The 23,977-nt window shown below is 47.4% G+C and carries 16 protein-coding genes; 5 read left to right on the forward strand and 11 right to left on the reverse strand.

Annotation, left to right across the window (positions count from 1 at the left end):
- Positions 1–17: 17 nt before the first annotated feature.
- Complete coding sequence (locus MHH92_RS29665) at positions 18–950, reverse strand: macrolide 2'-phosphotransferase (RefSeq protein WP_340907527.1); 933 nt, start codon at positions 948–950, stop codon at positions 18–20.
- Positions 951–1,382: 432 nt separating this feature from the next.
- Between MHH92_RS29665 and MHH92_RS29670 the strand changes: the two genes are divergently transcribed.
- Complete coding sequence (locus MHH92_RS29670) at positions 1,383–1,739, forward strand: hypothetical protein (protein ID WP_339284834.1); 357 nt, start codon at positions 1,383–1,385, stop codon at positions 1,737–1,739.
- A gap of 222 nt (positions 1,740–1,961) precedes the next feature.
- Positions 1,962–3,407 carry a DEAD/DEAH box helicase gene (locus MHH92_RS29675; protein ID WP_076320241.1) on the forward strand — a complete coding sequence of 482 codons (1,446 nt, stop codon included), beginning with the start codon at positions 1,962–1,964 and terminating at the stop codon, positions 3,405–3,407.
- A gap of 265 nt (positions 3,408–3,672) precedes the next feature.
- Here MHH92_RS29675 and MHH92_RS29680 read toward each other — a convergent pair whose 3' ends face one another.
- On the reverse strand, positions 3,673–3,912 hold the full coding sequence (locus MHH92_RS29680; RefSeq protein ID WP_340907529.1) for a hypothetical protein: 240 nt from the start codon (positions 3,910–3,912) through the stop codon (positions 3,673–3,675).
- A 460-nt stretch (positions 3,913–4,372) separates the two neighbouring features.
- Positions 4,373–5,785, reverse strand: coding sequence for a DKNYY domain-containing protein (locus MHH92_RS29685; protein WP_076320242.1), 1,413 nt, complete (start codon positions 5,783–5,785; stop codon positions 4,373–4,375).
- Between the two features lie 245 nt (positions 5,786–6,030).
- Here MHH92_RS29685 and MHH92_RS29690 point away from each other — a divergent pair, with 245 nt between their 5' ends.
- Entirely contained in the window at positions 6,031–7,899 is a 1,869-nt protein-coding gene (locus tag MHH92_RS29690) for an AbfB domain-containing protein (protein WP_340907530.1), read from the forward strand.
- A gap of 132 nt (positions 7,900–8,031) precedes the next feature.
- Here MHH92_RS29690 and MHH92_RS29695 read toward each other — a convergent pair whose 3' ends face one another.
- Positions 8,032–8,646 carry a flavin reductase family protein gene (locus tag MHH92_RS29695; protein WP_445744693.1) on the reverse strand — a complete coding sequence of 205 codons (615 nt, stop codon included), beginning with the start codon at positions 8,644–8,646 and terminating at the stop codon, positions 8,032–8,034.
- A 147-nt stretch (positions 8,647–8,793) separates the two neighbouring features.
- Between MHH92_RS29695 and MHH92_RS29700 the strand changes: the two genes are divergently transcribed.
- Positions 8,794–9,147, forward strand: a complete 354-nt coding sequence (locus MHH92_RS29700) for a winged helix-turn-helix transcriptional regulator (RefSeq protein WP_253504424.1) — start codon at positions 8,794–8,796, stop codon at positions 9,145–9,147.
- Between the two features lie 73 nt (positions 9,148–9,220).
- Here MHH92_RS29700 and MHH92_RS29705 read toward each other — a convergent pair whose 3' ends face one another.
- From MHH92_RS29705 to MHH92_RS29725, 5 genes are all read right to left on the reverse strand, one after another.
- A complete protein-coding gene (locus tag MHH92_RS29705; RefSeq protein ID WP_340907532.1) occupies positions 9,221–16,366 on the reverse strand; it encodes an InlB B-repeat-containing protein in 7,146 nt (2,381 codons plus the stop codon).
- Between the two features lie 372 nt (positions 16,367–16,738).
- Positions 16,739–17,548: a septum site-determining protein MinD gene (minD, locus tag MHH92_RS29710; RefSeq protein WP_253504430.1), complete on the reverse strand. Its 810-nt coding sequence runs from the start codon at positions 17,546–17,548 to the stop codon at positions 16,739–16,741.
- A gap of 403 nt (positions 17,549–17,951) precedes the next feature.
- A complete protein-coding gene (locus MHH92_RS29715; RefSeq protein ID WP_253504433.1) occupies positions 17,952–18,650 on the reverse strand; it encodes a response regulator transcription factor in 699 nt (232 codons plus the stop codon).
- A gap of 4 nt (positions 18,651–18,654) precedes the next feature.
- Entirely contained in the window at positions 18,655–20,802 is a 2,148-nt protein-coding gene (locus tag MHH92_RS29720) for an ATP-binding protein (RefSeq protein ID WP_340907533.1), read from the reverse strand.
- Between the two features lie 268 nt (positions 20,803–21,070).
- Complete coding sequence (locus MHH92_RS29725) at positions 21,071–21,664, reverse strand: hypothetical protein (protein ID WP_253504439.1); 594 nt, start codon at positions 21,662–21,664, stop codon at positions 21,071–21,073.
- A 268-nt stretch (positions 21,665–21,932) separates the two neighbouring features.
- Here MHH92_RS29725 and MHH92_RS29730 point away from each other — a divergent pair, with 268 nt between their 5' ends.
- Positions 21,933–22,793 carry a GNAT family N-acetyltransferase gene (locus MHH92_RS29730; protein ID WP_253504441.1) on the forward strand — a complete coding sequence of 287 codons (861 nt, stop codon included), beginning with the start codon at positions 21,933–21,935 and terminating at the stop codon, positions 22,791–22,793.
- 47 nt (positions 22,794–22,840) lie between these two features.
- Here MHH92_RS29730 and MHH92_RS29735 read toward each other — a convergent pair whose 3' ends face one another.
- On the reverse strand, positions 22,841–23,395 hold the full coding sequence (locus MHH92_RS29735) for a hypothetical protein (protein WP_340907535.1): 555 nt from the start codon (positions 23,393–23,395) through the stop codon (positions 22,841–22,843).
- Between the two features lie 185 nt (positions 23,396–23,580).
- Positions 23,581–23,850, reverse strand: a complete 270-nt coding sequence (locus MHH92_RS29740) for a CD3324 family protein (protein ID WP_253504449.1) — start codon at positions 23,848–23,850, stop codon at positions 23,581–23,583.
- Positions 23,851–23,977: the final 127 nt, after the last annotated feature.

Raw genomic sequence — 23,977 nt, forward strand, 5'->3', positions numbered from 1 at the left:
CACCTTCACTGGAGCACCTAATCCCGCCTCACATCCCAGTTTGCCAGCATGCCTCTCGCCATTTCCATCGTCGACTCTTCCCCTGTGGTTAGAGCAAACTTGGCAACCAGTGCCGGGTAAGCAGCCCATTGTTCCCGAATATGCTCAAACATCTGAGGCCATGTCCTTCCCCCTGCCTTCTCGTATCGCTTCAGCAGATCGCGCAATCCATCATCTTGGAAAAGTCCATAAAGGATTACAAAATCCTTACCCGGATCAGCGATCTCCGCTTCCGTCCAGTCGATGAGTCCGGTTACCCGCTGTGTATCATCGACAATGATATGCGGCGGGTGCAGATCACCGTGATTAAACGTCGAGTGCTTCGGCCAATAGCTACCTACAGACAGCCACACCGTCCAGCGTTCCGCCAGTTGGTCCGGTACCGTAAAATTCTTTTTAATTTCCTCTATATTTGCCGCAAACTCTTTGCGAGCTTCCATAAGCGTCTTGATCCGAACTCCGCCCTTGGCCGCCTCCTCAGGATCAATGTTGTGCAATGCGGCAAGTGTAGCAGCCAGTGAATCCAGGAACTCGTCAGACAAGGTCTCCTGCGGGAAACGCCACGCATATCCTGCGCCAGCAGGATCTACCACTGCAATCGGGTCGCCATCCAATAGTGGATAAGCGATAAGTTCGGGCGTGCAGATTCGCCAGTCCGGCACCTGTGCCGGAACACTCCTCCGGACTACATCCAGTACTCTACGTTCATTCTCGGCACGCCCCCATACATCTTTACGCCGCGGCTGACGCAGAACCCACTTTTGTCCACTTATATCAGTGGCGAAGGCTACCCGGAAGTCCATCCCGGACTCATTCATTTCCATCGATTCCTTGCGGATTTGAAGCCCATTTTGTTCAGCCAGCAACCATATATCCTGTGTGAAATCCACTTGTTCATTTGAATTTGTCATATCTAAACCTCCCCTTTTCCTTGGAAAAATAAAAAGCACAGACATTCATGCCTGTGCTTTCGATTTCGGAATAGGGCTATACCTATTTTTGCGCATCCCCATAGTGGTACATCAAAGAACCACTCTTATGCAAGAGTGTCCACTACAAATAACGGCATACGTGTAAACAGGCAAACTTCTCCCGATGATCTGCACACAGGCAGTGAAACAGCAAGCGCAAGCAAACGTTCCGCTACTATCTCAATCGAAAAAAATTTACCACACGTATCCCTCCGTTCAGTAAGTTAACTATATGCTAACATATTCCAATTTTCAGTACCAGACTGAATCGAATGATTTTGGTTCTTTTTTATTGATATACAGGAACTTCGTCACCTCAGGTAACGTCCATAGTTATAGATGCATTAAAAAGGATGAGAGGTGAGTAACCCGATGTCCATTGTACGAAGATTATTCGTATTCCCGTTTATCTTGCTTCTGCTAACGCTCGGATGCGCAGATAAATCCGAGGAACAAGGGAAAGAGAAGCCACATGTGCGAGGAATTATTACGGATTTTGAGGAAGAAAGAGGTCAGGTACTCATCGAAAATAAAGAAGATGGCGGTGTTGATTCTGGACCGATTTGGGTCTCGCTCAGCAAGGACGCCGAACTCATCATCGAAGAAGAGATTGTCACCGTCTCTTTGGGTGAAACACTCGTTGGTCGAAATGCAGAAGTATGGATCAATGGAGTTATTGATCAATCTTACCCTCCCCAAACCAAAGCTGTAAAAATGGTCATTCATTAACACCAAGCATATACGCCGATACATTTCGTTTCACGTGGAACGTTATGATACACATACGAACAGCAACGGGTGGTTGCTACTAAAATCGGAAATGATGAAAACAATTTACACACTTGAAGCATTTACTCCGTTAGCCTGCCTGCATATAGAGTATAATGAAGAGGTATACGATAAATGTACGGTGCAATAATTGTACAAAAACTAACGCAAAAGAGGTAAACGATGAGCGAGCAACAATTTAAAGATTATGGACTTGGTGAAGAGATCGTAAAAGCACTGGACAGTCTGGGCTATGAGACACCAACCGAGGTACAGACTAAAGTTATTCCGGTAGCACTGGAGAATCAGGATCTTGTGGTCAAATCACAGACAGGTAGTGGTAAAACAGCTGCTTACGGCATTCCACTTTGCGAGCTGGTGGATTGGAATGAGAACAAGCCACAGGCTTTGATTCTTACACCAACCCGGGAACTGGCTTTGCAGGTTAACGAAGATATTACGAATATCGGCCGCTTTAAGCGTATTAAAGCAACCGCACTATACGGACAGTCCCCTTTTCATATCCAAAAAGCAGAGTTAAAACAAAGAACCCACGTGGCTGTTGGTACACCAGGTCGGGTACTGGATCATATCGAACGAGGCACGCTGCCACTCGAACGGATCGCGTATCTCGTCATTGACGAAGCCGATGAGATGCTGAATATGGGCTTTATTGAGACGGTACAGTCCATCATTCAGAAACTGCCGCAGGAGCGAGTAACGATGTTGTTCTCCGCTACATTCCCTGAAGATGTAGCCAAGCTGTCACGCAAATACATGAACAAACCGGTGGAGATCGAGATCAAGGCAAGTGGACTGACAACAGCCACGATTGAACATGCTGTGATTAACGTACCCGAGGTGAACAAAACCGCACTGCTTCAAGACTTGTTTATTGTGGAAAATCCGGATAGCTGCATTGTGTTCTGCCGTACGCAGGAGAATGTGGACAAACTGTTCCGTGTCATGGCTGACCTTGACTACCCAGCAGATCGTATCCATGGTGGTATGGAGCAGGATGAGCGGATCGAAGTAATGAACGCATTCCGACGCGGACAATTCCGCTATCTGATCGCGACGGATGTAGCCGCACGTGGTATTGATATCACGAATATTACCCATGTCATCAACTACGATATTCCTTTGGAAAAAGAGGGATATGTTCACCGTACAGGCCGTACGGGTCGCGCAGGCAAAACAGGTAAAGCCATTACGTTGATTACACCGAAAGATGGCAGACGTCTCGCCGAGATTGAATCCTATATTGGATTCGAAATCCCTGTTGTGAAAGCACCTTCCGAAGAAGCTGTAGATCGCCGCAGAGAAGATTTTGAGAAACGATTGAAGATTGTTCCTGAACGCAAAAAGGACAAGCGTGAACAGCTGAACCAACAGATCATGAAGCTGAACTTTAACGGAGGCAAGAAAAAGAAACTTCGTGCCGTTGACTTTGTAGGTACCATCGCCAAGCTCGAAGGGGTAACCGCAGACGATATCGGGATCATTACGATTCTGGATAATGTGACGGATGTAGAGATCCTGAACGGCAAAGGCCCACTCGTACTGGAGCTCATGCAGAATACAACGATCAAAAAGATGCAGCTCAAGGTTCGCAAAGGCCATAAATAGATTGAGAACTTGCGTAGAATCATAGGGATAAATTCGATTTACTTTCCTATATCTATCGCTATGCCCTCCTATACGCTTTAAAAAAAGACAAGCAGACCTGATAACATGATGTTATGACAGGTCTGCTTGTTAGGCATGCCAACATCGCCCCTCTCTTCATTCCACCTTCCTCTCGAACCCGTTTGTTCATCTTCTACCCCCAGAGAATATCCATTGCGTTCCACGTAGGTCTTAGCACCAAATCTCCATCTGTCTGCTATGAGGGTTATCCTACACCATCACTTTCTAACAAGGAGTAAAAATTATCGCGGTCTTCTTCATCGAATTTTCCAAGCGCCCGTACCCTAATAAATTCATGTCCACCAAACATGTCAATTTCCTCGCCGCAATTATTGTAGAGTGCGATCATATGTCCATCCCGATTCAGCTCCATATACCCGTAACAAGTTGCCTCTGGTGCTTCGCCGTTTAAGAGTAAAAATCTGATTTTATCCACGCTGTTCATGCAGATCTCCTTTCCTTATTTCTTATTAATGTTAAGAATATTTTACGTAACACCAGATGAATTGGAAAAAGCGATCTCACCCTGCATACCGGGATATACATTCCTATTTAGCAAGCATGAGGGGGGAACACTCGCTAAATCGTTCATTCTCACATTATCTCTTGACGTGATGCGATTTTGGGATTATTATAACGTGCCGGTTTATCAACAAGATAAATCAAATAAAAGGCTGACTTTTCGAGTGTGTTGGCACCGAATCATCAGCCTGTTGTGCAGATCATGAAAGATAAAGAATAATTTTATGTTATTGGTGATAAGAAATGGATAACTATAACAACGATAAAGTATGACATGATGCTAGACTAAGATCTCCGAGTAGGAGGGCTTGTTCGTTTCACCTTAGAGATGGTACTAGTGGCTGTACCACAAGTAAAAGCATTTTCTATAAAGACTGGGGTTTTTACCTCTTCTTTTTCCGCACTGTACCGCCTTCCACCGTATACCGGAATAGCGCATCTTCCGCGCCCCCGTAATCATCCGTAACCTGAAACGTCGCTGCATCTCCTGACTTGTATACACTCCCCGTCAAAAAACTGAACACCACATGCTCATCTTTGCCCCAATATGGATTCAGCATGACAAATGTACTGCCGCTCACGCCCTTTACCGTGCGGTTGCCATTGGCATTATATAGACCATTCTGGTCCATTGCCCAACTCTGGGGATCGGCATCGAATAGATGTGTAAAGCTGGCACGATCGATATGTTTATTCGGTTTACCCCATAGATACACCCGATCGGCATCCACAGCCCAGCTCCCGGAAGGTGTTATTAACTCAAACGTCGATGCATCCGTCCCCTTGATCATCTGAAGCACATCGTCTGGATGACCGAAAGGCTGACTTGTCCGAACAACCTCTGCACGATACACATGTTGCTGATCCTTCGAAAGTCCAAGATGCTCCGTCCCGGCAAACACTTCAAACTGCCGGGCATCTGCCTCGTCGACACGATATCCGTTGTAATACACATGATTGCGGTCACGTCCAAAAGGTCCACCTAGCGGCTGGAACGTATCCGGGTCTGCTCCCTTGAGGACGCGCCACTGAAAATAAACACGTTCCCGGTCCCGTGCAAACTGCTCATCCAGTGGTTCAAAGGTATTTCTGTCCGCTCCACGAACAAAGTTGAATACCGCTTTTGCTTCTCGATGTGGGGTACCGCCCCATTCTGTTCTATAAAAAATAGACGACGCAGTCTCATACCAATTCCCTGTGAGCTGCGTAGCGCCCTCTGCACTGTGAGCATAATGCACATGCCACCAGCCATGTACGTCGGGATGATGTTCTTGCAGCCATGCCCTCACCTCATCCTTTTCCCCATTCGCATAACGAAGAGAGCTGGACAGATGGAACAGATGGTCCTTGTCGGTACAATAGTCGTGATGAGCAATCACAGAGTTCGTATCGATATTCTCTAATAGATGAAAATGCGTGCTGCTCTTTACATATAAATAACGTTGGTCCTGAGCAAAGTAGGGCGTATCCGGCAACAGCCGAAAGCTGCTCGGATCGGAGTTAGGCACGGCCTGATCTTCCAGATAGACATACTGAGAGTCGCAGCAGTAATCTTCATCGATCACACGAAAAGCTTCCGTATCCCGACTAAACAAACTCGCCTTATTCTTGCGGGCATTGAACCACCATATTCCCTGATGATCACGCAGATAGGCGAAGGTCAACCATCCCTTTTGATAAGTAGAGATGACTTCAAAATCCTGAGCGGTAATGCCTCCCTTAATCGGAGTGTTCGTTCCATCCTCGTCATTATGCAATTTCACTTGAAGGTCCTCATCTACAATAAACTTGTTCATGACGGTCCACCCTCCAACCATGATGTGAATTCAGTCTAGCTTTATTTTAGCGCGTGTACCTGATTCTCTCTACATCATCTCATATGATATTTAGGAATATTTCCTCCGCTCTCACCGCTCAGCCATGATGAAATGAAGGTTTGTTCAGCAATGGATGGATTGTTCACTTGAAAAAGAGTCTAGCCGAACTACAATATAAATGAAAGCGCTACATTTTATCTGATATCTTTCGGGAGGTGTATGTAATGGGTAACAGGAAAGCCCTCTGGTTTCTGGTCTTTGCACTCACGTTCACCCTGTTTGGACTTCATCCTGAACGGACAAGCGCAGCAAGTGTCACAATAACCAACGGTACCGATTGGCTCGATACCGCAGGCAACCCCATCCATGCGAATAGTGGCAACATTCTGCAGGTAGGCTCGACGTATTATCTGTACGGTGAACATGCGGTGGGCGGCAGGTTTGACAGCGTGAACGTCTACACCTCCACTGATCTGAAGAACTGGACTTTCAGCAATGCCATCCTGACGAAAGATTCCGCGACCGAGCTGGCCTCCAGCAAGATCGAACGCCCCAAAGTCATCTATAACGCCTCCACCAACCAGTATGTGCTCTGGGCACACTATGAGAACGGTACGGACTACAACCTCGGGCGTGTAGCGGTCGCAACAAGTAATACCCCGAATGGCAAATTCACCTATGAGGGCAGTTTCCGCCCAATGAATTATGAATCCCGTGACATGACCGTCTTTGTTGATACAGATGGATCAGGTTATCTGGTTACTGCTTCACGCAAAAATGGCGGTGCCAATGATACGATGGCTATTTTCAAAATGAATGCAAGTTACACCGGAATACAATCCTTCGAGGGCTGGCTGTTCGAGAATGCCTATCGTGAAGCGCCTGCTGTTGTGAAAAAAGGAAACCGTTACTACCTCTTCACCTCCCAAGCCGCTGGCTGGTATCCGAATCAGGGTGCTTATGCTACAGCCACTTCCATGACGGGTCCATGGACTGCGCTTACGCCATATGGCAATCCATCTGCCTTTGGTTCGCAGATTCATGATATTGCCACGATTACAGGCAACAACACCACATCCTACATCTACATGGCGGATCGCTGGAATCCGATGAACCTCGGAGAGCACAAACATATCTGGCTGCCGCTAACCTTGAATGATTCGAACGGAACAGTATCACTGGAGTGGTATACAACGTGGAATATCGACGCAGTAACGGGTGTGGTAACACCGCCTCCTCTCGTCAATCATGCCCAAGGCAAAACAGCTACCGCCAGCTCCACAGCCTCCGGCTCATCTGCATCCAGTGTCAATGATGGCAACTACCAGACTTCATGGGTGGCTTCCTCCAATAGCTGGCCTGCCTGGTGGCAGGTGGACTTCGGCACACCAAAGACGATCACCGAGATCGACACGTCCTGGTTTATGTATAAAGGTTCCGAAGGGTACTACAAATACAAAATTGAAATTAGCAACGATGGTGTCAATTACTCCACCTTGGATCGCACCAACAATCTGACCTATGGCTTTACAACAGATGCTGTGCATTTCACAGCCCGTTATGTACGGATTAATATGGTGAACGCGGTCTTGTGGAATAATCCGGGTAACTGGTACACCCCAACCCTGCACGAGGTAAAAATGTTGGGTCCTGCAACACCGGAAGCCACAGGTTACAGTCGGTTCAGTTCACACAACGTTCCGGATCGATACATCCGTCATGCCAACTACACGGCTCGCGTGGATGCCAACGTCTCCCCTGTTCTGGATTCCCAGTTCCGCGTCGTACCGGGTCTTGCCAGCTCCACAGGAATCTCGCTTGAGTCCATTAACTTCCCAGGCTACTTTCTGAAGCGTAATGCCAGCAACAAAATTGTACTTGAAGCTTACGCCAACACCGCCGCCTATAAGGGAGATGCTACGTTCCTAAGCAGTCCTGGTTGGGCTGATAGCACCAAAGTATCCCTTCAATCGTACAGTCAGCCCGGATATTACATCCGGCATTATGATTACGTGTTACAGCTCGATGCCATCAACGCATCTAGCAGCTCGACGGTGAAGAGTGACGCCACGTTTGGGCGAACCAATTTCTAAGCAAAATACTTGGAGTTGAGGATGAGTCATCTACATCTACAATTCGAGGAAAGGCCGTTTTTTCAGGAGTCACAACTGAAGAAGCGGTTTTTTCTGCTGCACGGTTTCAGATATAGATGACGTAACCCCATCTCAGACTGAAAATGCAGGTTTCATTAGAGCGAAATCGCCAGCCAGACTGGCTAGTGGTTGCCAGCTCTCTATCGCTATTTTATAATGACCGGCATATGCCTCTGCACCCACCCGTACATGCTCTACTTTTCCAAGAACCACATGATCTGTACCCACCTCGATAATACGATCCAGTGTAAGTTCAAAAGCAATCGGAGATTCGAGCACGGAAGGTACATCTACACGTATGCCTGCCTTGGGTGTAACCCCCGCCAGTTGAAATTCATCTTCTCCCGAAGCTACATCTGCTGACGAACGCTGCATGGACGCTGCAAGTACAGCGGGAACTACATTGATCAAAAACTCTCCCGTCTCTCGTATATTGACGAGTGTATCCTTCACTGTTCCTTCTCTCTCACCTACACCAGGCCCAATGGATAGGAGCAGCGTCGCCGGATTGCGTGAAGCAACGGTAAAAAAACTAAATGGAGCGAGGTTAAGCACACCCTCCATACTTCGCGTAGAAACCCAGGCAATAGGCCGTGGTACCACGGAACCGATCATCAATTTATACATTTCATCTATGGTGATATCACCTGTTGCAAACTCAAATACATTGTTTTTTTCCAATGACACTCGCTCCTTTTCCCCATTCCAACAGAAGCTCCTTCGGTTTACAAAGCCCCATGGGAAACATATAGTTGGTATAAGAATATACACTTGTTCACCACAAAAAAAGTACGCACTTTGAAGTGCGTACCTGCATAAAGGAGCTTATTCGTGATGGGTAACCCGAGTAAAAACCCAGCGGAAACACTCACCCCATTCGACTACACCCTATCCATTATCGGCGGAAAGTGGAAGATGAAAATCATGTATCAACTTGCCTTTCATGGGGTCACACGCTACGGGGAACTCAAAAGGCGTGTCCCCGGGATCACGTACAAGGTATTAACCTCTCAACTGAACGATTTGGAACATGAAGGTGTGATAAAACGAGTGGAGTATGATCAAACTCCGCCCAAAGTGGAGTATTCCTTAACCCCCCGAGGCAAGAGTCTGATGCCCATTCTGGAGGAAATCTGCAAATGGGGTGTGCATAACGTGCCGGAGACGCAAACGCTGCATGAATTATAGTGAATTACGGAATATATGCAAAAAAGCCTACTCCGATGGGAGTAGGCTCTTCTGCCAGTCTGATCTATCCAAGTTATTTGAAATTAGGATCAAACTTCATCATGTTCATTTTACCTTGTTCCTTATAACTCACATAGATATTATCGGTGCTGTCTATGGTGATGTCTAGCTGAAGAACATCACCAGCGGAGAATCCGGCAGACCCTACGGGTCTCCAATCCAAACTCTCGTATTTCTTCACAGTCACCCTGTTGCCATTTGCAGCATCTCGATAAGCAACGTAAGGCGTTCCTTCGCTGTCAAAGGCCATATCTATGCTTCCTTCTTGAGATGAACCGACCAAGAATTCGGGAGTACTCACCTTCTCCCATGCTGTATCTTCTGACGGAATGGTGTGCGGATATTTCCACATTTCAACAACGTTGGAGCTGCTGAGATAGATCATATAAGGTACGCCAGATGGATCAAGCGCGGATGCAGCATCCATATTTGCAGATGTTGGATATGGATATAATTTAGGATCCAATTGTATCCATGACCCATCTTCCAAGCTATATCCTGTTGCCACAGGGCTAACAGATGACCTGAATGGAGCAAATAAATACATGCCATTGTTTGGTAATGGTTCAAGGAAGGCTCTAAGACCTGCGAATGCCTGTATTCTCGCTTCTTGTTTCCATCCACTACCTTCATGATAACTCCATGACATAAGCATTGACGGTTCCGCAGCATTACCGACCAAAATACCTCTAAACATCAGAAAAGGATTATCATCCTTATCGAAGGTAATGAAGAAGCTATCATTAACTTTATCCACTTTTCTGCTCGTCTTTCCATCATTCCAACTGAAATCAGAGATAGTAGATACTGGTCTCCACCACTTATGTTCATCATTATAATTCTTAAAGCTTACTTTACCTGAGCTATTCTTATAAGCAACATAAAGCTTGTCCTTACTGTCTATTCCGAGCGATATAGCTGAGCTCCCTAATCCTCCCGCTTTTTCAAGATCGCTTTGATTGCCAAAGGACTGCCACTTGCCTCCCTTAAATTGCATCACAAACACTTCGTAATTGTCCTTTATATAAGCCACGTAAGGAGTCCCTTGACTGTCGAAGATGACATTGGACTTACTATTCAAATCCAACAAGTCACCTACTTGCAGCCACGATGTCATCGTCCACTTCGCGTACAGGGTGATGTTTGACGTCACCGGCGTCATGAAGTCGTAGGCGATCTTCAGATCGCGATCGCTGTACCAACCTTCAAATCGATACCCTGCCCACTTCAGCGCAGCAGGTGCCACAGCTTTGTCGCCAGTAACCACCGTCTGACTACCTACTGCTGCCCCACCGTTACTGTCAAAGTCCACCGTGCGGCTGTTAAATGTCCACTTCGCGTACAGCGTGAGGTTACCCGTCACCGATGTCGTGAAGCTGTAGGATTCATTCAGTCCGGCGTCGCTGTACCAACCGTTAAACACGTAACCGTCCCTCGTCGGTACGGCAGGCTCCGTAGCATTGCCGCCGTTTTGCATATTCTGTTCAGCCACCAGTGATCCGCCGTTACTGTTGAAGGTGACCGTATATATAGCCGTCCACTTCGCGTACAGCGTGAGGTTATTCATCACAGATGTCATGAAGCTGTAGGATTCATTCAGACCAGCATCGCTATACCAGCCTTCAAATACATGCCCTGCACGGGTCGGTGCGTCAGGAACTGCTGCCGTGTCACCTTCACTCACGGACTGACTGCTCACCGACGATCCGTTGTTACTGTTGAAGCTCACTGTGTAGCTGTTCTTCGTCCACTTCGCGTACAGCATCACATTGGCCATTACACCTTCTGTGAAACCATAAGGTATCATCAATTCGCTATCGCTATACCAGCCATCGAACGTATACCCTTCCAGCATCGGAGCGCCAGGAGCAGTAGCCACAGCACCTTCATTCACAGTCTGTTCTGTGACCAACGATCCGCCGTTACTCTCGAAAGTTACAGTGTAGGTATTCGGTACATATACCGTCCACTTCGCGTACAATGTCAGGTTTCCCGTAACCACCATAGTCGTGAAATTGTAGGCGTTCATTAGCTCACTATCGCTGTACCAGCCGCTAAACACATAGCCGTCTTTCGTCGGAGGGGCAGGAGCCATAGCCTTGACGCCTTCATTCACTGTTTGGGCATCTACTACCGACCCTTCATTACTCTCGAAGCTTATCGTGTAAGGGATCAGCCACTTCGCATACAGTGTGAGATCCGCCGTCACCGCTGCAGCGAAGTCGTAAGCATTCGTCAACGTGTTATCACTATACCAGCCGCCGAATACATAACCATCTTTCGTCGGTTCAGTCGGCGTACTAATCGTGGCGCCAAACCCTACAGTCTGAGCCGGCACTTCTTCGGACCCACCGTTACTGTCGAAATTTACAGTGTAGTCGTTAATTGCCCACTGAGCGGTAAACTGGACATCTTCGGCAGGCATCGTGGTCGGAGGCGTTGGCGACCAACCCGTAAAGCTATATCCCTGCCATGTCGGAGTGCCTAGACGCAACAGCATCGTCGCTCCGAAAGGAACATTATCCGTTTTATTTGTTGCCCCAGAACCGTTATAATCAACCGTCATTTGGTATACATCACGCTTATAATATACCTTCAACGCCGTTTTGCCGTTGCTCGTGATTAGATCCGTCAGTACCGAAATGCTGTCGTCCCGCACGAAGCCATCATAGGATCTCGGCTTGACATCCGCCAAATTCGCCTCGGTACCCGTAACTCCACGATACGATTCCGTATCTGCAACCGTATAGGTGTCACTTCCGATATTTTGCAGCAAGTACACGACCTGATAAGGCGTACCCTCTCTCCCCGTCCACTTCGCTGTATACGTAGTATCCTCAATCGGCATTGTACTTGGAGCTTCTGGCGACCAACCGGCAAACGTATATCCCTGCCTTGTCGGCACAGGTATACGAGCAGCAATGTTCTTGCCAACGGCTTCCGTTAGCGAGATTTGGGGCGCACCGGCATAACCCCCAGCGAAGGTCATCTTTCGATTCTCCGGATAGTAATTAACTCTTACGACTGTAGAGCCGTCACCCTTGATTAATACGCCGCTCACCGTTCCGGTCGCATAGCCTTGCTCCTTAAACCTGTCGGAGCTGATTCGTATCTCCGTGTCCGTTGTTCCAGTCATATTTTCCGTATCTACAGGCGGAGCTTGCATCCTGCTGTTCGGGTCTAGCACATAATACTCAACGGTATACGGCGTATTCTTGTTCGCAATCCAGTGCGCGTACAGTTTCCGATCCTCTGCAGCCATTCGGCTCGGAATCGTGATTTTCGTGCCGCCGGAAGCGGCCGTATACCAGCCGTCAAAGGTATATCCTGGATATACCGGGGTGACCACGCTGATTGGCGCGTTATACGGAGCCGCCACAACCTGGGTCACTCCGCCGTTCTGCGGATCCAGCTGAAGGATGTAGTCACCCACTCTGGCAAGCCAGCTTAACTGAATCGTACGCTTGAGAGGCTCGGACATGAACGACGCCGGTGCCCCCTTCCAGGTGATAACCAGATTGCCATCACTCACCTGAATGTTCTTGTCCACCACTTCAATCATCCCGTTTGCTGCGTCATACTTGAAGTTAGGATTGTCCACCTGAATATCGAAATTCGAGCGATCATACGCCTGTTCATCCGTATCGCCTGTCTTCAAATCAAAGGTATTCATCGTGACCCACAACTCCGGTACAGCGATGGATGACGCAGAACCCGCCATGTTCACTTTGAGCGACTTATCCTGTGGATAGGCGAAGTCGTAGACGTTCTGTTCTTCTCCAATCGTATACAGTGGCCACTCTTCATCGACCAGCTCTACGCCGCCGGAAAGCCCGCCATCACCTAATTGAGCGCCGAGTTCGACCTCCAAATAGATACCGATCTCAACGAACAGGGCGCCTAAAGACTTCGTGGTCTTCACCCCGCTAATATTTTTCAATTGATAATAGAAGTAGCCCCACAGATTCACATACACACCGGGCTCTACAGCAAGCCCGATACTATTCAACTTGACGCTTCCAATCCCCGCTTTGACCTCCATATGAATACCAGCTCGTAAACCGATCGTCCCCATCACATAGAAGGTAAATTGGTAATCTCCGTCTCCCGGCAAGCTAACCGTATTGCTTGAACCACTGAAACTCAATACGCGCAAGCTAACCGAGTAGCGCTTGGCCATCTTATAGTAGAAATCTGCCCCCACCGTCAGGTTCACCTGGGCGCTGACCACAAACTCCGCTTCAAATTTGACTTCTACAATACCTAAAGCCACGCGTACGCTCTTTTCAAAGAGCTCTTTCTTGATTAACGGAACCCACTCCGTGTCTTGCTCCAACATCTCTTGATACTTTTCCTTCAACGATTCCGCATCTACGGCAGTATCCTGCACACCCGCCATTACCGCTTTAATCTGTGTCGCAATGTCCTGAACCTTTCCCAACCTGCCAGCGTTCTTCTCGCCCACCCAGTCATTCAGTGCATCATTTAACTTATCGTGTTCAACGAGAGCTATCTCTGCCGTGATGTTCATTCCGGTATAGCTATAAGCATCCAGATTCGCCGTAATTACATAATCATCAATGCTGTACCAGTAAGGAATCCCCCACTTTTTCAGCCAGTGCCCTCTCATATCCCCATTAATACCGAGGTCCAGGCTCATCTCCTGAACGAATGTACCCGTCATATGGATGACAAGATCGCTGTCTTCATTGATATTGACAACAATATCGGCACCCACTTGTAATGTAGCGCTTACGCCTGAGGTTCGGCCGTCAATATTCTTCAGCCTCGTGCCGAGTGAAGCAACAACGGTCAGATTCTCCACACTTACCCGGCTCCCTTTACCGGACGCTAGGGAGGACTGAGCCTTGATCTCCTGAATTTCCTTCGTCTCCATGGCGATGTCAGACAGATAATCCGCTGCTTCATTGACGAATCCGCTGTCTCTCGCTTGCTGCTCAATTTGCTCTTCGAGCTGTGCAATCTGTTCTTCCGACAACAGATCGTCACCGTCAATTGATTGCTTCTGATAGATGTTGAAGGCATTCTCAATATCTTCAATGGTGGCATCGGTATACGTAATGACGTCCATCTCCGCCTCGGGCGTAATCGACGTAATACGTCCATAACCGGTTACCTTAGAACCTTCTTCGGCGAATTCACCTTCATAGAACCCGATAAAGTCTCCCACATCAACCGTGGTCAGTTCATCCAAACCAAAGGGCTCGTACAAGCCGTCACTGTAGTTCATCGCGGTATGATCGACCGTGATGGAGTGGTTACTGGGATCTCCATCCGTATCTGCCTCTACGCTCACCGGTAGCACATCTGGCTTGAGCAACACTTGTTTGGCATCTGCGTGATCATAGGTATAGATGCTATCATCTACCGACGTGATCTGGACATAGGCCACATCACCATCGTCTTCACCAGTCGTTTCGACTGTGCGCAGTTCGGGACTAACTCCCTCATAGATGGCTACGGTATCACCGACTTGAATCACCGTGCCAGTGCTTCCGGTGTACTTGAACGTTCCACTACTCGCATTCACTTCGGCGAGTGCATTCTCGCCGCCTACCGTCGTCGTAACGACTGAAATCGCGGGCGAATCGACATCTGCTCCATTTATCATCATATCCGTGACATCCGTGAACGGAATGTAGATCATGTTCGGATTGAGTGGAACATTCATGACTTCTTGTTTAGCAACGCTAAATACATAAATACTTGTCGTCGCGTCTTGGCCTTGGAAGGACAAGCTGTCATCCGTCAACGTAAGTTGATATGTGTTACCTTCAACGAACTTGCCGTTTTCGGCTGCTGACGATACCGTGAAAACTCCGTTCCCGCCAGAGACGGTAACCCCTTCGAATTCGGGATTCGCCGTATCCACGAAGGTCATCCCCTCTTTGACCTGGGATTCCGTTAGACTGCCCGATGAATCCTGCACCTTAATGGTGAAGTTCGGCGCGACATCCAGTACCGAATAGCTTGGTACGCTCTGTACGGCACGATCTATGCTATCCGTATACTTTGCATACAACTTTGTATCCGCGTTCAGGGTGCTGCCGCTTGCGAAGATGAGTGAAAGATCACTATCCGCAAACCACCCTTGGAAAATGTAACCTTCCTTTGTTGGGGCAGGCAGGTTATTTAGGACCTGGCCTTTTCGTACCGTCTGCGCAGCAACTGCCGTGCCTCCGTTGCTCTCAAACGTGAGCGTATACGCAGTGGAACCCGTGCCTGGGTTACCTCCGTTATCTCCAGGCGTTCCGCCACCACTATTACCGCCGGATGTTGGTGTCACCGGCGATGTCGGTGTCGGTGTTGGTGTTGGTGTTGGTGTTGGTGTTGGTGTTGGTGTTGGTGTTGGTGTTGGTGTTGGTGTTGGTGTTGGTGTTGGTGTTGGAATAGGCGTCACCAGCGTTTGATTCTGATTTTTCCACGCCTCTACAACCGCGTTGTTGCGCATGAAGAGAGCCGCTGCTTCCGCGCGAGTCGCTTGTGCACGCGGATTGAAGTTCCCCTTTTCGTCCCCGGTGAACACACCGGCTTGCCACAGCTTGATGACCGCGTCAGCCGCCCAAGGCGATACATTCCCGAGATCGCCCGGCTCTGTCGTGACCGGATTCTCGGTCTGATAAGGGATCTGTTCGCTTTCGAAATACCGCAACGTCATCGTCGCCATTTGCTCCCGAGATACGGTAGCATCCGGCGAATATTTCCGATCCCCCGTGCCATCGGTAATTCCCTTCTTAACCGCCCATTCGACATATGGCGCATACCAGCTGCCCGCCTGTACATCGGCAAAGCTCGAAGTGGAGTACGCCCCGGCATCGACTCCGGCCATCCGCCCGAGTGCCGTCACATACATGGCACGTGTCATTGTCCCCTTAGGAGAGAAGCTTCTCGCGTTCGTTCCGCTGAATATGCCCTTCTCCTGCACATGGACGACTGCATCATAGAACCAGTCGGTGGGACTCACATCCTGGAATCCACTGGATGTGGTTACTTTTGTCATCTGCATCGGCAGTTCAGCCGCTACTGCCGATTGCGCTGGTAATAGGGGCACGGCAGAAACTATTAAGCTGATCACCAGCATCCACATCAGGATCTGCCGGCTCACCTTCCATCCCTGTCTTACTTTCTTCACTTTCATTCATCCCTTCTATGTATAGATCAAACTAAAAAAGACCATCCAAAATTCGACTGCTTTAAGGTACGATAATGCCAACTTTACAGATTGAATTCGTTCACCGACCTTTCTTATCAGTCGCAGTCGAATTGTGACACCAATACATGCAAATTATGTCGTTTTTTCTTCCGTATTTTATCATGCGAGATAGGGGCGCTTGTGAATTATAAAGAAAACTTTATGTAAGCAACTACTTGCAAGTGAGAACATCAATGACATCAAAAATAGCGGCGTAGGGAAGGTAACTCCCACACCACAATTTTTTATGAATTCCTAAGCTAGTCTGCAATCCATTCCAGATGATTCGCGTGTGTACGATTCACCTAGCAGAATCGACTATAACGAACTGCTCTTCCCCCAACGCAGTCTTTGAGGAAGTGAAAAAATACTAATATGCCTCTTGGGTTTCAATGAGATAAAAGGCTCCTGCTGATTCTTCGCCACATTGTGGGCGATATGCCTGAAGCGCAGCCCGCTTTCGAACTCGGGATTAAGCGCAATCGGGATGCCCTTATGTACGGAACGTATAATTTCTACATCGGCATGGATCACGCCAATCACACCGATATTGAGAATATCGATAATATCCTGCATCTTTACCGTTGCCGAACGGGCTTCCTGTCCGTCGGCCATATTAATGATGAGCTGTGGCGGAGCCGGAATCATATCTTCTAATAATCCGATTACGCGATCCGCGTCCTGAAGCGATGTACGATGAGGCGTAGTAACGACAATAGCCTCATCTGCTGCCAAAGCCGCATTCCAGAATCCATTTTCAATGCCTGCCGGCGAATCGATCAGCACATAATCATAGTTCTGGGCTATTTGCTGCACAACCTCGCCAAAAACTTGCGGATCATCGTGATGAACCGTGTCGTTACTACAGGAGATAAAGGACAAGGTACTGATTCGCTTATCTTTGACGATCACTTGATGTAAAGTACATCGACCCGTCAGAAAATCGGAAATATGATACCTTACCCTATTGCTCAAACCAAGCGGAATATCCAGATTTCTCAATCCAAAATCAGCGTCGATCAGGCAAACGCTGCTCCCCGATAAGGCAAGGGCAGTCCCGAGATTAGCTGTGACCGTTGTCTTGCCAACTCCACCTTTCCCTGATGTGATACATATAACTCGTGCCATCGGAGCCACTTCCTTCTTCAAGTACTAATGCGGGACAGCAATACAACCATTTCTTCACGTATTATCGTTTGATCCGGCTCGAATGAACGTCCTCTTAGCTAATAATCAGTTACAATTTGATGAAATATGTCGTTATATCGACCAATGTGATTTTATCATGATGGATTATCCTACTTGAGAAACCTAAAGAAAACTTTAAATCCGTGCGTATTGGATCGTTTAATTCTTCAGAGAGATGGCACATTATTTTGACGAGGATGGAAAAGCGCAGACTGGTGTTGAGGAATTCAATATCTTGAGTCGATTACGAAGCTAGTGGAAAGAACAAAAAATGGGCCAATAGCGTCAGTTACTGCTCCAACGCCATTTTCCCATTTATAATAGACTACCCATACTGCTATATTCATGCTTGTGACGTACTGTTAGAAACCAGCATATATCCGCTCCCCCGAACCGTAATGATTCGCTCGGGGTCGGCAGGGTCAGACTCAATTTTTTTGCGTAAATTACTGATATGTACAGCAACCGTTCTCGTATCCTCCAGACTTTCCATTCCCCAGATGATTTGAAACAACGTATCGACACTGACGACACGATTCACGTTTTGTGCCATATAGGACAGCAGACTGAACTCTTTTTTCGATAAAAAGATAGGTTTGCTCCCCGTGTTGACGGACTGTGTATAGAAATCCAGTGTCAGACCCGGTAACTCCAGCAGTTGTTCCCTTCTGCCCGTCGACACTCTACGAAGATGCGCCTTGATCTTGGCCATGAGCACTCCCGGACTGAACGGCTTGGTCACATAATCGTCGCCACCATAGGATAATGCGCTAATTTTCACTTCGTCTTCCTCCTGGCTGCTCAGGAACATGATCGGTGCGCTGGTCAAGTTACGCGCGTTCCTGCACCAATCAATGCCGTTTTCATTAGCCAGCAATATATCGAGTACAATCAAATCCGGCTCGAACGATGTAAGCAGCTCCATCGCTGCTGCCCCGTTATGACTGTAGGTGGAGATAAACCCTTCCCGGTCGCAATACACCTGAACAATCTCGCATATATGGGGATCATCATCAACGATCAATATTTTGTGCGTGTGCATTCCATTATCTCCTTCCTTCATTCTCGATACAAGGAAGCGTTACATAGAATGTCGCCCCCAGCTTACCATCGCTAGCCGCTCGAACCGTCCCTCCATGTGCGAATACGATTTCCCTGCAAATCGCTAGCCCTAGCCCACTGCCTTCTATTCCGTTCCCCATGCCCGGCTGATCGTATCTGTAATTACGTTCGAAGATTTGCTCAAGCTGATCCGGTGGAATACCCATTCCAGAATCCTGTATGCTAATGATCGCATGGCGAGAGTGATGTACCTCGTCTACACCTAGCGCAATACGGACCAGCCCTCCCCCGGAGGTGAACTTCATCGCATTTGACACTAGATTAAATAAGGCCTGTTCTACTCTTTTGGTATCCATCTCCACAACAAGCAAGTTAGGTTGCTGATCCTCCACATCTCCGATATCCAGTATGAAATCTAATCCTGCGTCACGCACAACCAACTCATATTGTTCGAAAAAATCACGCAAGAAGGTAATCATCTGAACCGGCTCCATTCGGTACGAGACTTGTCCGGTCTCCAAATGTGACAAGAAAGACAATTCCTCGATCATGCGGTTAATTCTTATCGTGTTCTCACGGATATACTTCAGATATTGTTCATTGCGTTCCGGCTTGACCCTGTCCTGTATAGCTTCTACATACCCAAGCATGCTGGACAGCGGCATACGCAGATCATGCGTAATGTAGGCAAGAAGCTTCTTCCTCCCTTGCTCGGAGTGAAGCAACCGGTCATACGAAGTGCGGAGATCATCATGAGCTGTAGATAAGGCCTGAGTTCGCTCCTGCACGGTCCGTTCCAGATTCAGATTCATTTCGATCAGCTTGTCGTTAGCGTCCTGCAACTCACGTGATATTTTCTCCTCATTGGATGCCGTCCTCGTAAATCTCGAAGAAAGCAGAACCATCTGTGCCATCGTAAATATCAATAAGCCAAGCGGGGATGTATTTCCGATCAGCGACCAACCGTTGTAATATAAAAAATCGTTGACTACCGTGACCAAAGTAATCACCGACACCAGCAGGAAGATCAACGCTCCCTCCATACGTCGCACAGCCGCTTGAACCAGTCCAATCATCAGATAAACCATATGTAGAACAACCATAACACCGATCATTAGGAGAAATTTCGTATATATAATTGCAGGGGTTACCACCACAAGGATACAGAATGCACCAGTTACGACCCGGGTGCCAAGACGAAACCATCGCGATACATAATTCGGAAAAATACAATCAAAATACATGGTGATGATATAACCACTGACACAAAGAATCAAATATTCGATCTTGAACTGCAATTCCCAAGCAAAATGAGGCAACCACTGTGTAAAGATAAGCTCGCCGTTGAACAAGGATCGAATACCAAGCAGTACAGTAAACAGGCCAAAGTATAACGGAGCTCTATCCTTACGTCGCAGCATGAACAACAGCAGGTTATACAAGCCGATCACTAGCAAACTTGCCGTGATGAACATATCCCTGGCAAGATTCAGATTGGTCTGGGTCGTTAGTACGTCACTTCCACCCAGCTCGATATCCTTGGTAATGCCGCCCCGATGATGTTGGAAGTTGGATACTTGCATGACCAGCTCTAACGTGTCGCTTTCAGGCTGAAAATACACCAGCTTTGTTTCCAATTGCGGGGTCATGCTGTGCTTGTCCTGACCAACCTCACCAACTTCTGCCAGCAGCTCGCCATTGACCCATAATTTGTACGCATTAAAAATGCTAGACAGCCGCAGAGCAAGCATCTCATCTCGATCCTGCTCGCTTAGATGAACGACCAGTCCAAAGGTTGCATAGCCTGTACCGCTCAGCCGCTGACCTTCTAACGGGTAGCCCAGCCAGGAGCTTGGGATGTTAATCCAGTGGTCCTGATTTCCTCCCCTTGCCGAACGAACCCGCATATCCTCAGGCGACAGCAGTTCTTGCCAATAGAACGCCCACTTCCCTGTTAATTTTTGCGGATTCGTACTAAGTTGAGCCTGCGTTAAATCCAGAATACCTTCTTCACTTTGGAGCCTAGGAGAGTCCGGCGAAGAGAGAACGACATAGCCTGTAACCAAACCAATAACAGCAGCAATGATATACAACCAAACCTTACGAGAACCGACTCGGAGAATCTCCCTCATGATGAACCCAACCCCATTCTACAAGAGCGCAATAAGTAAGTTGATCATCCAAATAATATCATCATTACAGGAGAATGTACCCTGCAAATTTCTTGCAGGTGTCGATAGCTAACATCGCGATGAGACCCTTTTGACGACACGCGCTTAGCTAGGTACTCCACCACAAAAAAAGTACGCACTTTGAAGTGCGTACTGATATGAAGAGCTTATTCGTAATGGATAATTCGAGCACAACCCCTATGTGCCGGAATCACAGACACTTCATGAACTATAGAGAACTATTGATGATGTCTGCGAATGCATCCCTGTTGTACGTATCATCCTGAATGCGCCATTCTCCCTGATCCTGCAAAAAGGTGATATCGCCCGATAGCGGAATGGACTTGAACTCCTTGCCGTTCTTGTCTGTAAATTTCAGATCAAGCGTGTATTCCACCAGAATCCAGTCGCTCTTGTTATCTTTGATCTTGGTTTGTATATTTTCTGGATGCAGTTTCGCTTGTTCGATGTGTGCAACCTGAAGAGGCAAGACAATATATCGATTAGCCATATAAGCCTCATAATTCCTGGAGGTCAGGAATGGCCTCATCGTGTCTCCTTTGGCCAATAACCCTTCCATCTCTAACGTATCCTCATAGTCCTTGCCATCCACAGTGAGTTCTGTTGTCTTATACTCCAGTGACATTTCGAGCGCTTGTTGCTGCTCCTCCGCAGTCGCCTTCTGGTCCTCCGTATTAATTGGCTGCTCCGTTGCTGGTGGAGTGACGGGTTCAGTGCTTTCCGCTGGTTCAGATGATGTACATCCCATTAACATGGCGGCGGAAAGAAATAATATCCCCATCACAGATGCCAACTTGCGCATGGTTAATCCCTCCCTTTCTCGTCAGTATTACTCTCAATTATCCCTTCAATAGGATATAATGTCCAGTTATTGGGCGCATCTGAACAGACACCCAGTGAATTACATCCATTGGGTGTCATCTTCATCATAGATTGTGTTATAGTCGTCGGGAAGTGATTTGGAGGAGATAATAATGATGATCAAAATTACAACTGGACCAACTCTCGAAGGATAGCGCCTGCGGGTCCAATAACTGCGTGTTTCCTTCAACATTGAAGGTGTGAAAGCTATGTCAACTTATCAAGTCGTTCCCATGGTCTATAACTCCAAGGAACAGATTGAAGCAATTATTTTACTCGAACAACAATGTAAACAGCTTGATTCCATTCATCTGAAAGCAGACCTTGACCATATCAGTAAAAAAGACGGAGACCATGCACTCCTCTGTTATCGCGACGGTGAATTGGCAGGACTCCTCAGTTGGTATGCTTCTGACGTCGTAACCGGAAATATTAACGCCATCGTACATCCGCATTATCGTCGCCAAGGTGTGTTCAGCAGCCTACTGAAACGGGCCATCTTGGACATGAAACCACAGGGAATCAACCAACTCAGTTATCGCGTTCCTCAGGGTTTATCTCCGGGTGTTCTTACTGCCCAATCCCTTGGAGCCATTTATGATCGCGCCGAGTACTCGATGCAACTTGTGAATGAGGTCCTTTCGGTTGTGGAGCCACCTGAACTAACGTTGTCCGTGGCAGAAACCGAGGATATGGAATTTATGGTCACTTGCTCCTCCCAAGCCTTTGGAGATTCGGAGGACTGGACACGCGAGTACTTTATGCAAACGAATGAACCCAGCCGAGTCACCTATATTGCATGGCAGAATCAACTGCCTGTTGGGCTGGTACGGGTCAACTCCATTAATGCAACAACCGCATTTATTCATAACTTCTGTATCTTGCCTGCTTATCAGGGACAGAAACTGGGGCGCACTGCGCTTAGCATCCTGGTGAATCTCCTAAGGAAACAAAGTTACACAGATATCCGCTTATCCGTTGTTACCGAGAACAAACGTGCTTTGAATCTGTACCGCAGTGTTGGTTTTGAAGTGAATTCTGAGTATCACTATTTCAACGGTAGTGTATAAAAGGCAGTGGAGAGAGATCGTTTTCCTCAAAGGGAGACGGTCTCTCTTTATATATTGGAGAATTGAAAAATCAATTTATAACCATCGAACGTTTGCCCGTACATTTCCCGATAGTTACCTTTAGTATAATGATTCACTGTTTTCCGCCAGAAAGATTGGCCAATCTTATTTTTCTCCGATGGATTGGTGAACAACTCCCAGTTTCCTATAAACATTCCGAAGATCGTCGATGCCGCGTGTTCAGCAACGCCTACACCTCGAAACGGCTGCATCAGAAAGAAGTCATGTACAAAGAAATTCGTGCCTTGTGAACAATATGGCGGAGTAGCTATGAACGCAAAACCTGCCGGTATGCCATCCACAATCATGAGGAACGGATAAAGACACTCCGGTTTTTCCCACCATATGTTCTGTACATCATACTGATCCTGTAACGTTTTGTAATCAGGACTTGGCTCAAAAATGCCATGTTCGTTCGGGGTATGCTCTCCACCCAGACCATAATGTCCGGATAGATCATGAAGGTATAGCGGGTACATATTTTTAATCACATACGCCTCGTCTTTATTCGTTAATTTCACTTCTATATTCATATTATTCATATTCACCAACCTTACCAGATGATTTAAGGAGTTATTTTCAAGAACTCTCAACGCATATCCTTGTACCGTCAAATGAATTGTACGCGTAATTAACAACCTCGAATATGTAAAAAAGCTTTAATAACTATTCTTTATTCTTACAGGAAAAAGCCACATTCGATTGCTCGAACATGGCTTTTATAGTTTCATCCCTTTTTGCAATACACGATTTTCTTGATGCTATCGATGGATAAACAGTATTGATCCCCAAGCTGATCGATGGTTGTTCCGGCAGCAAAAAGCTGGCGGATCTCGTCGTTCCGCTCCCTGACAATCCTTCTGCCACCCGAATTCTCGCCCCACTTCTTGTGGGCATCCTTGGGCCTCGGAATATAGATCAAGCCACCAGAGATATGACGCTGTATTTCTTTGAGTAATTCTTCCGGGAAGATTGTATCCGCATTAATATATTTCACGTTGCTCCACTCCTTAAAAGTTAAAATCTTTAAGGCAGCAGAGTCGTACAATGAACACATTGGATATGCACTACAATGATATGGCGGAAAAGAATTTCAAGCTCTATGCAAACAACCGCCGTTGTTC

It is taken from the genome of Paenibacillus sp. FSL M7-1414 (genome assembly GCF_038003195.1).
In the GTDB taxonomy this organism is placed as follows: domain Bacteria; phylum Bacillota; class Bacilli; order Paenibacillales; family Paenibacillaceae; genus Paenibacillus; species Paenibacillus amylolyticus.

What these genes read in the sequence shown, in the direction of transcription:
- MHH92_RS29665 (WP_340907527.1), bottom strand. Translation starts at nt 950, where the DNA reads ATGACAAATTCAAATGAACAAGTGGATTTCACACAGGATATATGGTTG.
- MHH92_RS29670 (WP_339284834.1), top strand. Translation starts at nt 1,383, where the DNA reads ATGTCCATTGTACGAAGATTATTCGTATTCCCGTTTATCTTGCTTCTG.
- MHH92_RS29675 (WP_076320241.1), top strand. Translation starts at nt 1,962, where the DNA reads ATGAGCGAGCAACAATTTAAAGATTATGGACTTGGTGAAGAGATCGTA.
- MHH92_RS29680 (WP_340907529.1), bottom strand. Translation starts at nt 3,912, where the DNA reads ATGAACAGCGTGGATAAAATCAGATTTTTACTCTTAAACGGCGAAGCA.
- MHH92_RS29685 (WP_076320242.1), bottom strand. Translation starts at nt 5,785, where the DNA reads ATGAACAAGTTTATTGTAGATGAGGACCTTCAAGTGAAATTGCATAAT.
- MHH92_RS29690 (WP_340907530.1), top strand. Translation starts at nt 6,031, where the DNA reads ATGGGTAACAGGAAAGCCCTCTGGTTTCTGGTCTTTGCACTCACGTTC.
- MHH92_RS29700 (WP_253504424.1), top strand. Translation starts at nt 8,794, where the DNA reads ATGGGTAACCCGAGTAAAAACCCAGCGGAAACACTCACCCCATTCGAC.
- MHH92_RS29705 (WP_340907532.1), bottom strand. Translation starts at nt 16,366, where the DNA reads ATGAAAGTGAAGAAAGTAAGACAGGGATGGAAGGTGAGCCGGCAGATC.
- minD (WP_253504430.1), bottom strand. Translation starts at nt 17,548, where the DNA reads ATGGCACGAGTTATATGTATCACATCAGGGAAAGGTGGAGTTGGCAAG.
- MHH92_RS29715 (WP_253504433.1), bottom strand. Translation starts at nt 18,650, where the DNA reads ATGCACACGCACAAAATATTGATCGTTGATGATGATCCCCATATATGC.
- MHH92_RS29720 (WP_340907533.1), bottom strand. Translation starts at nt 20,802, where the DNA reads ATGAGGGAGATTCTCCGAGTCGGTTCTCGTAAGGTTTGGTTGTATATC.
- MHH92_RS29725 (WP_253504439.1), bottom strand. Translation starts at nt 21,664, where the DNA reads ATGCGCAAGTTGGCATCTGTGATGGGGATATTATTTCTTTCCGCCGCC.
- MHH92_RS29730 (WP_253504441.1), top strand. Translation starts at nt 21,933, where the DNA reads ATGTCAACTTATCAAGTCGTTCCCATGGTCTATAACTCCAAGGAACAG.
- MHH92_RS29735 (WP_340907535.1), bottom strand. Translation starts at nt 23,395, where the DNA reads ATGAATAATATGAATATAGAAGTGAAATTAACGAATAAAGACGAGGCG.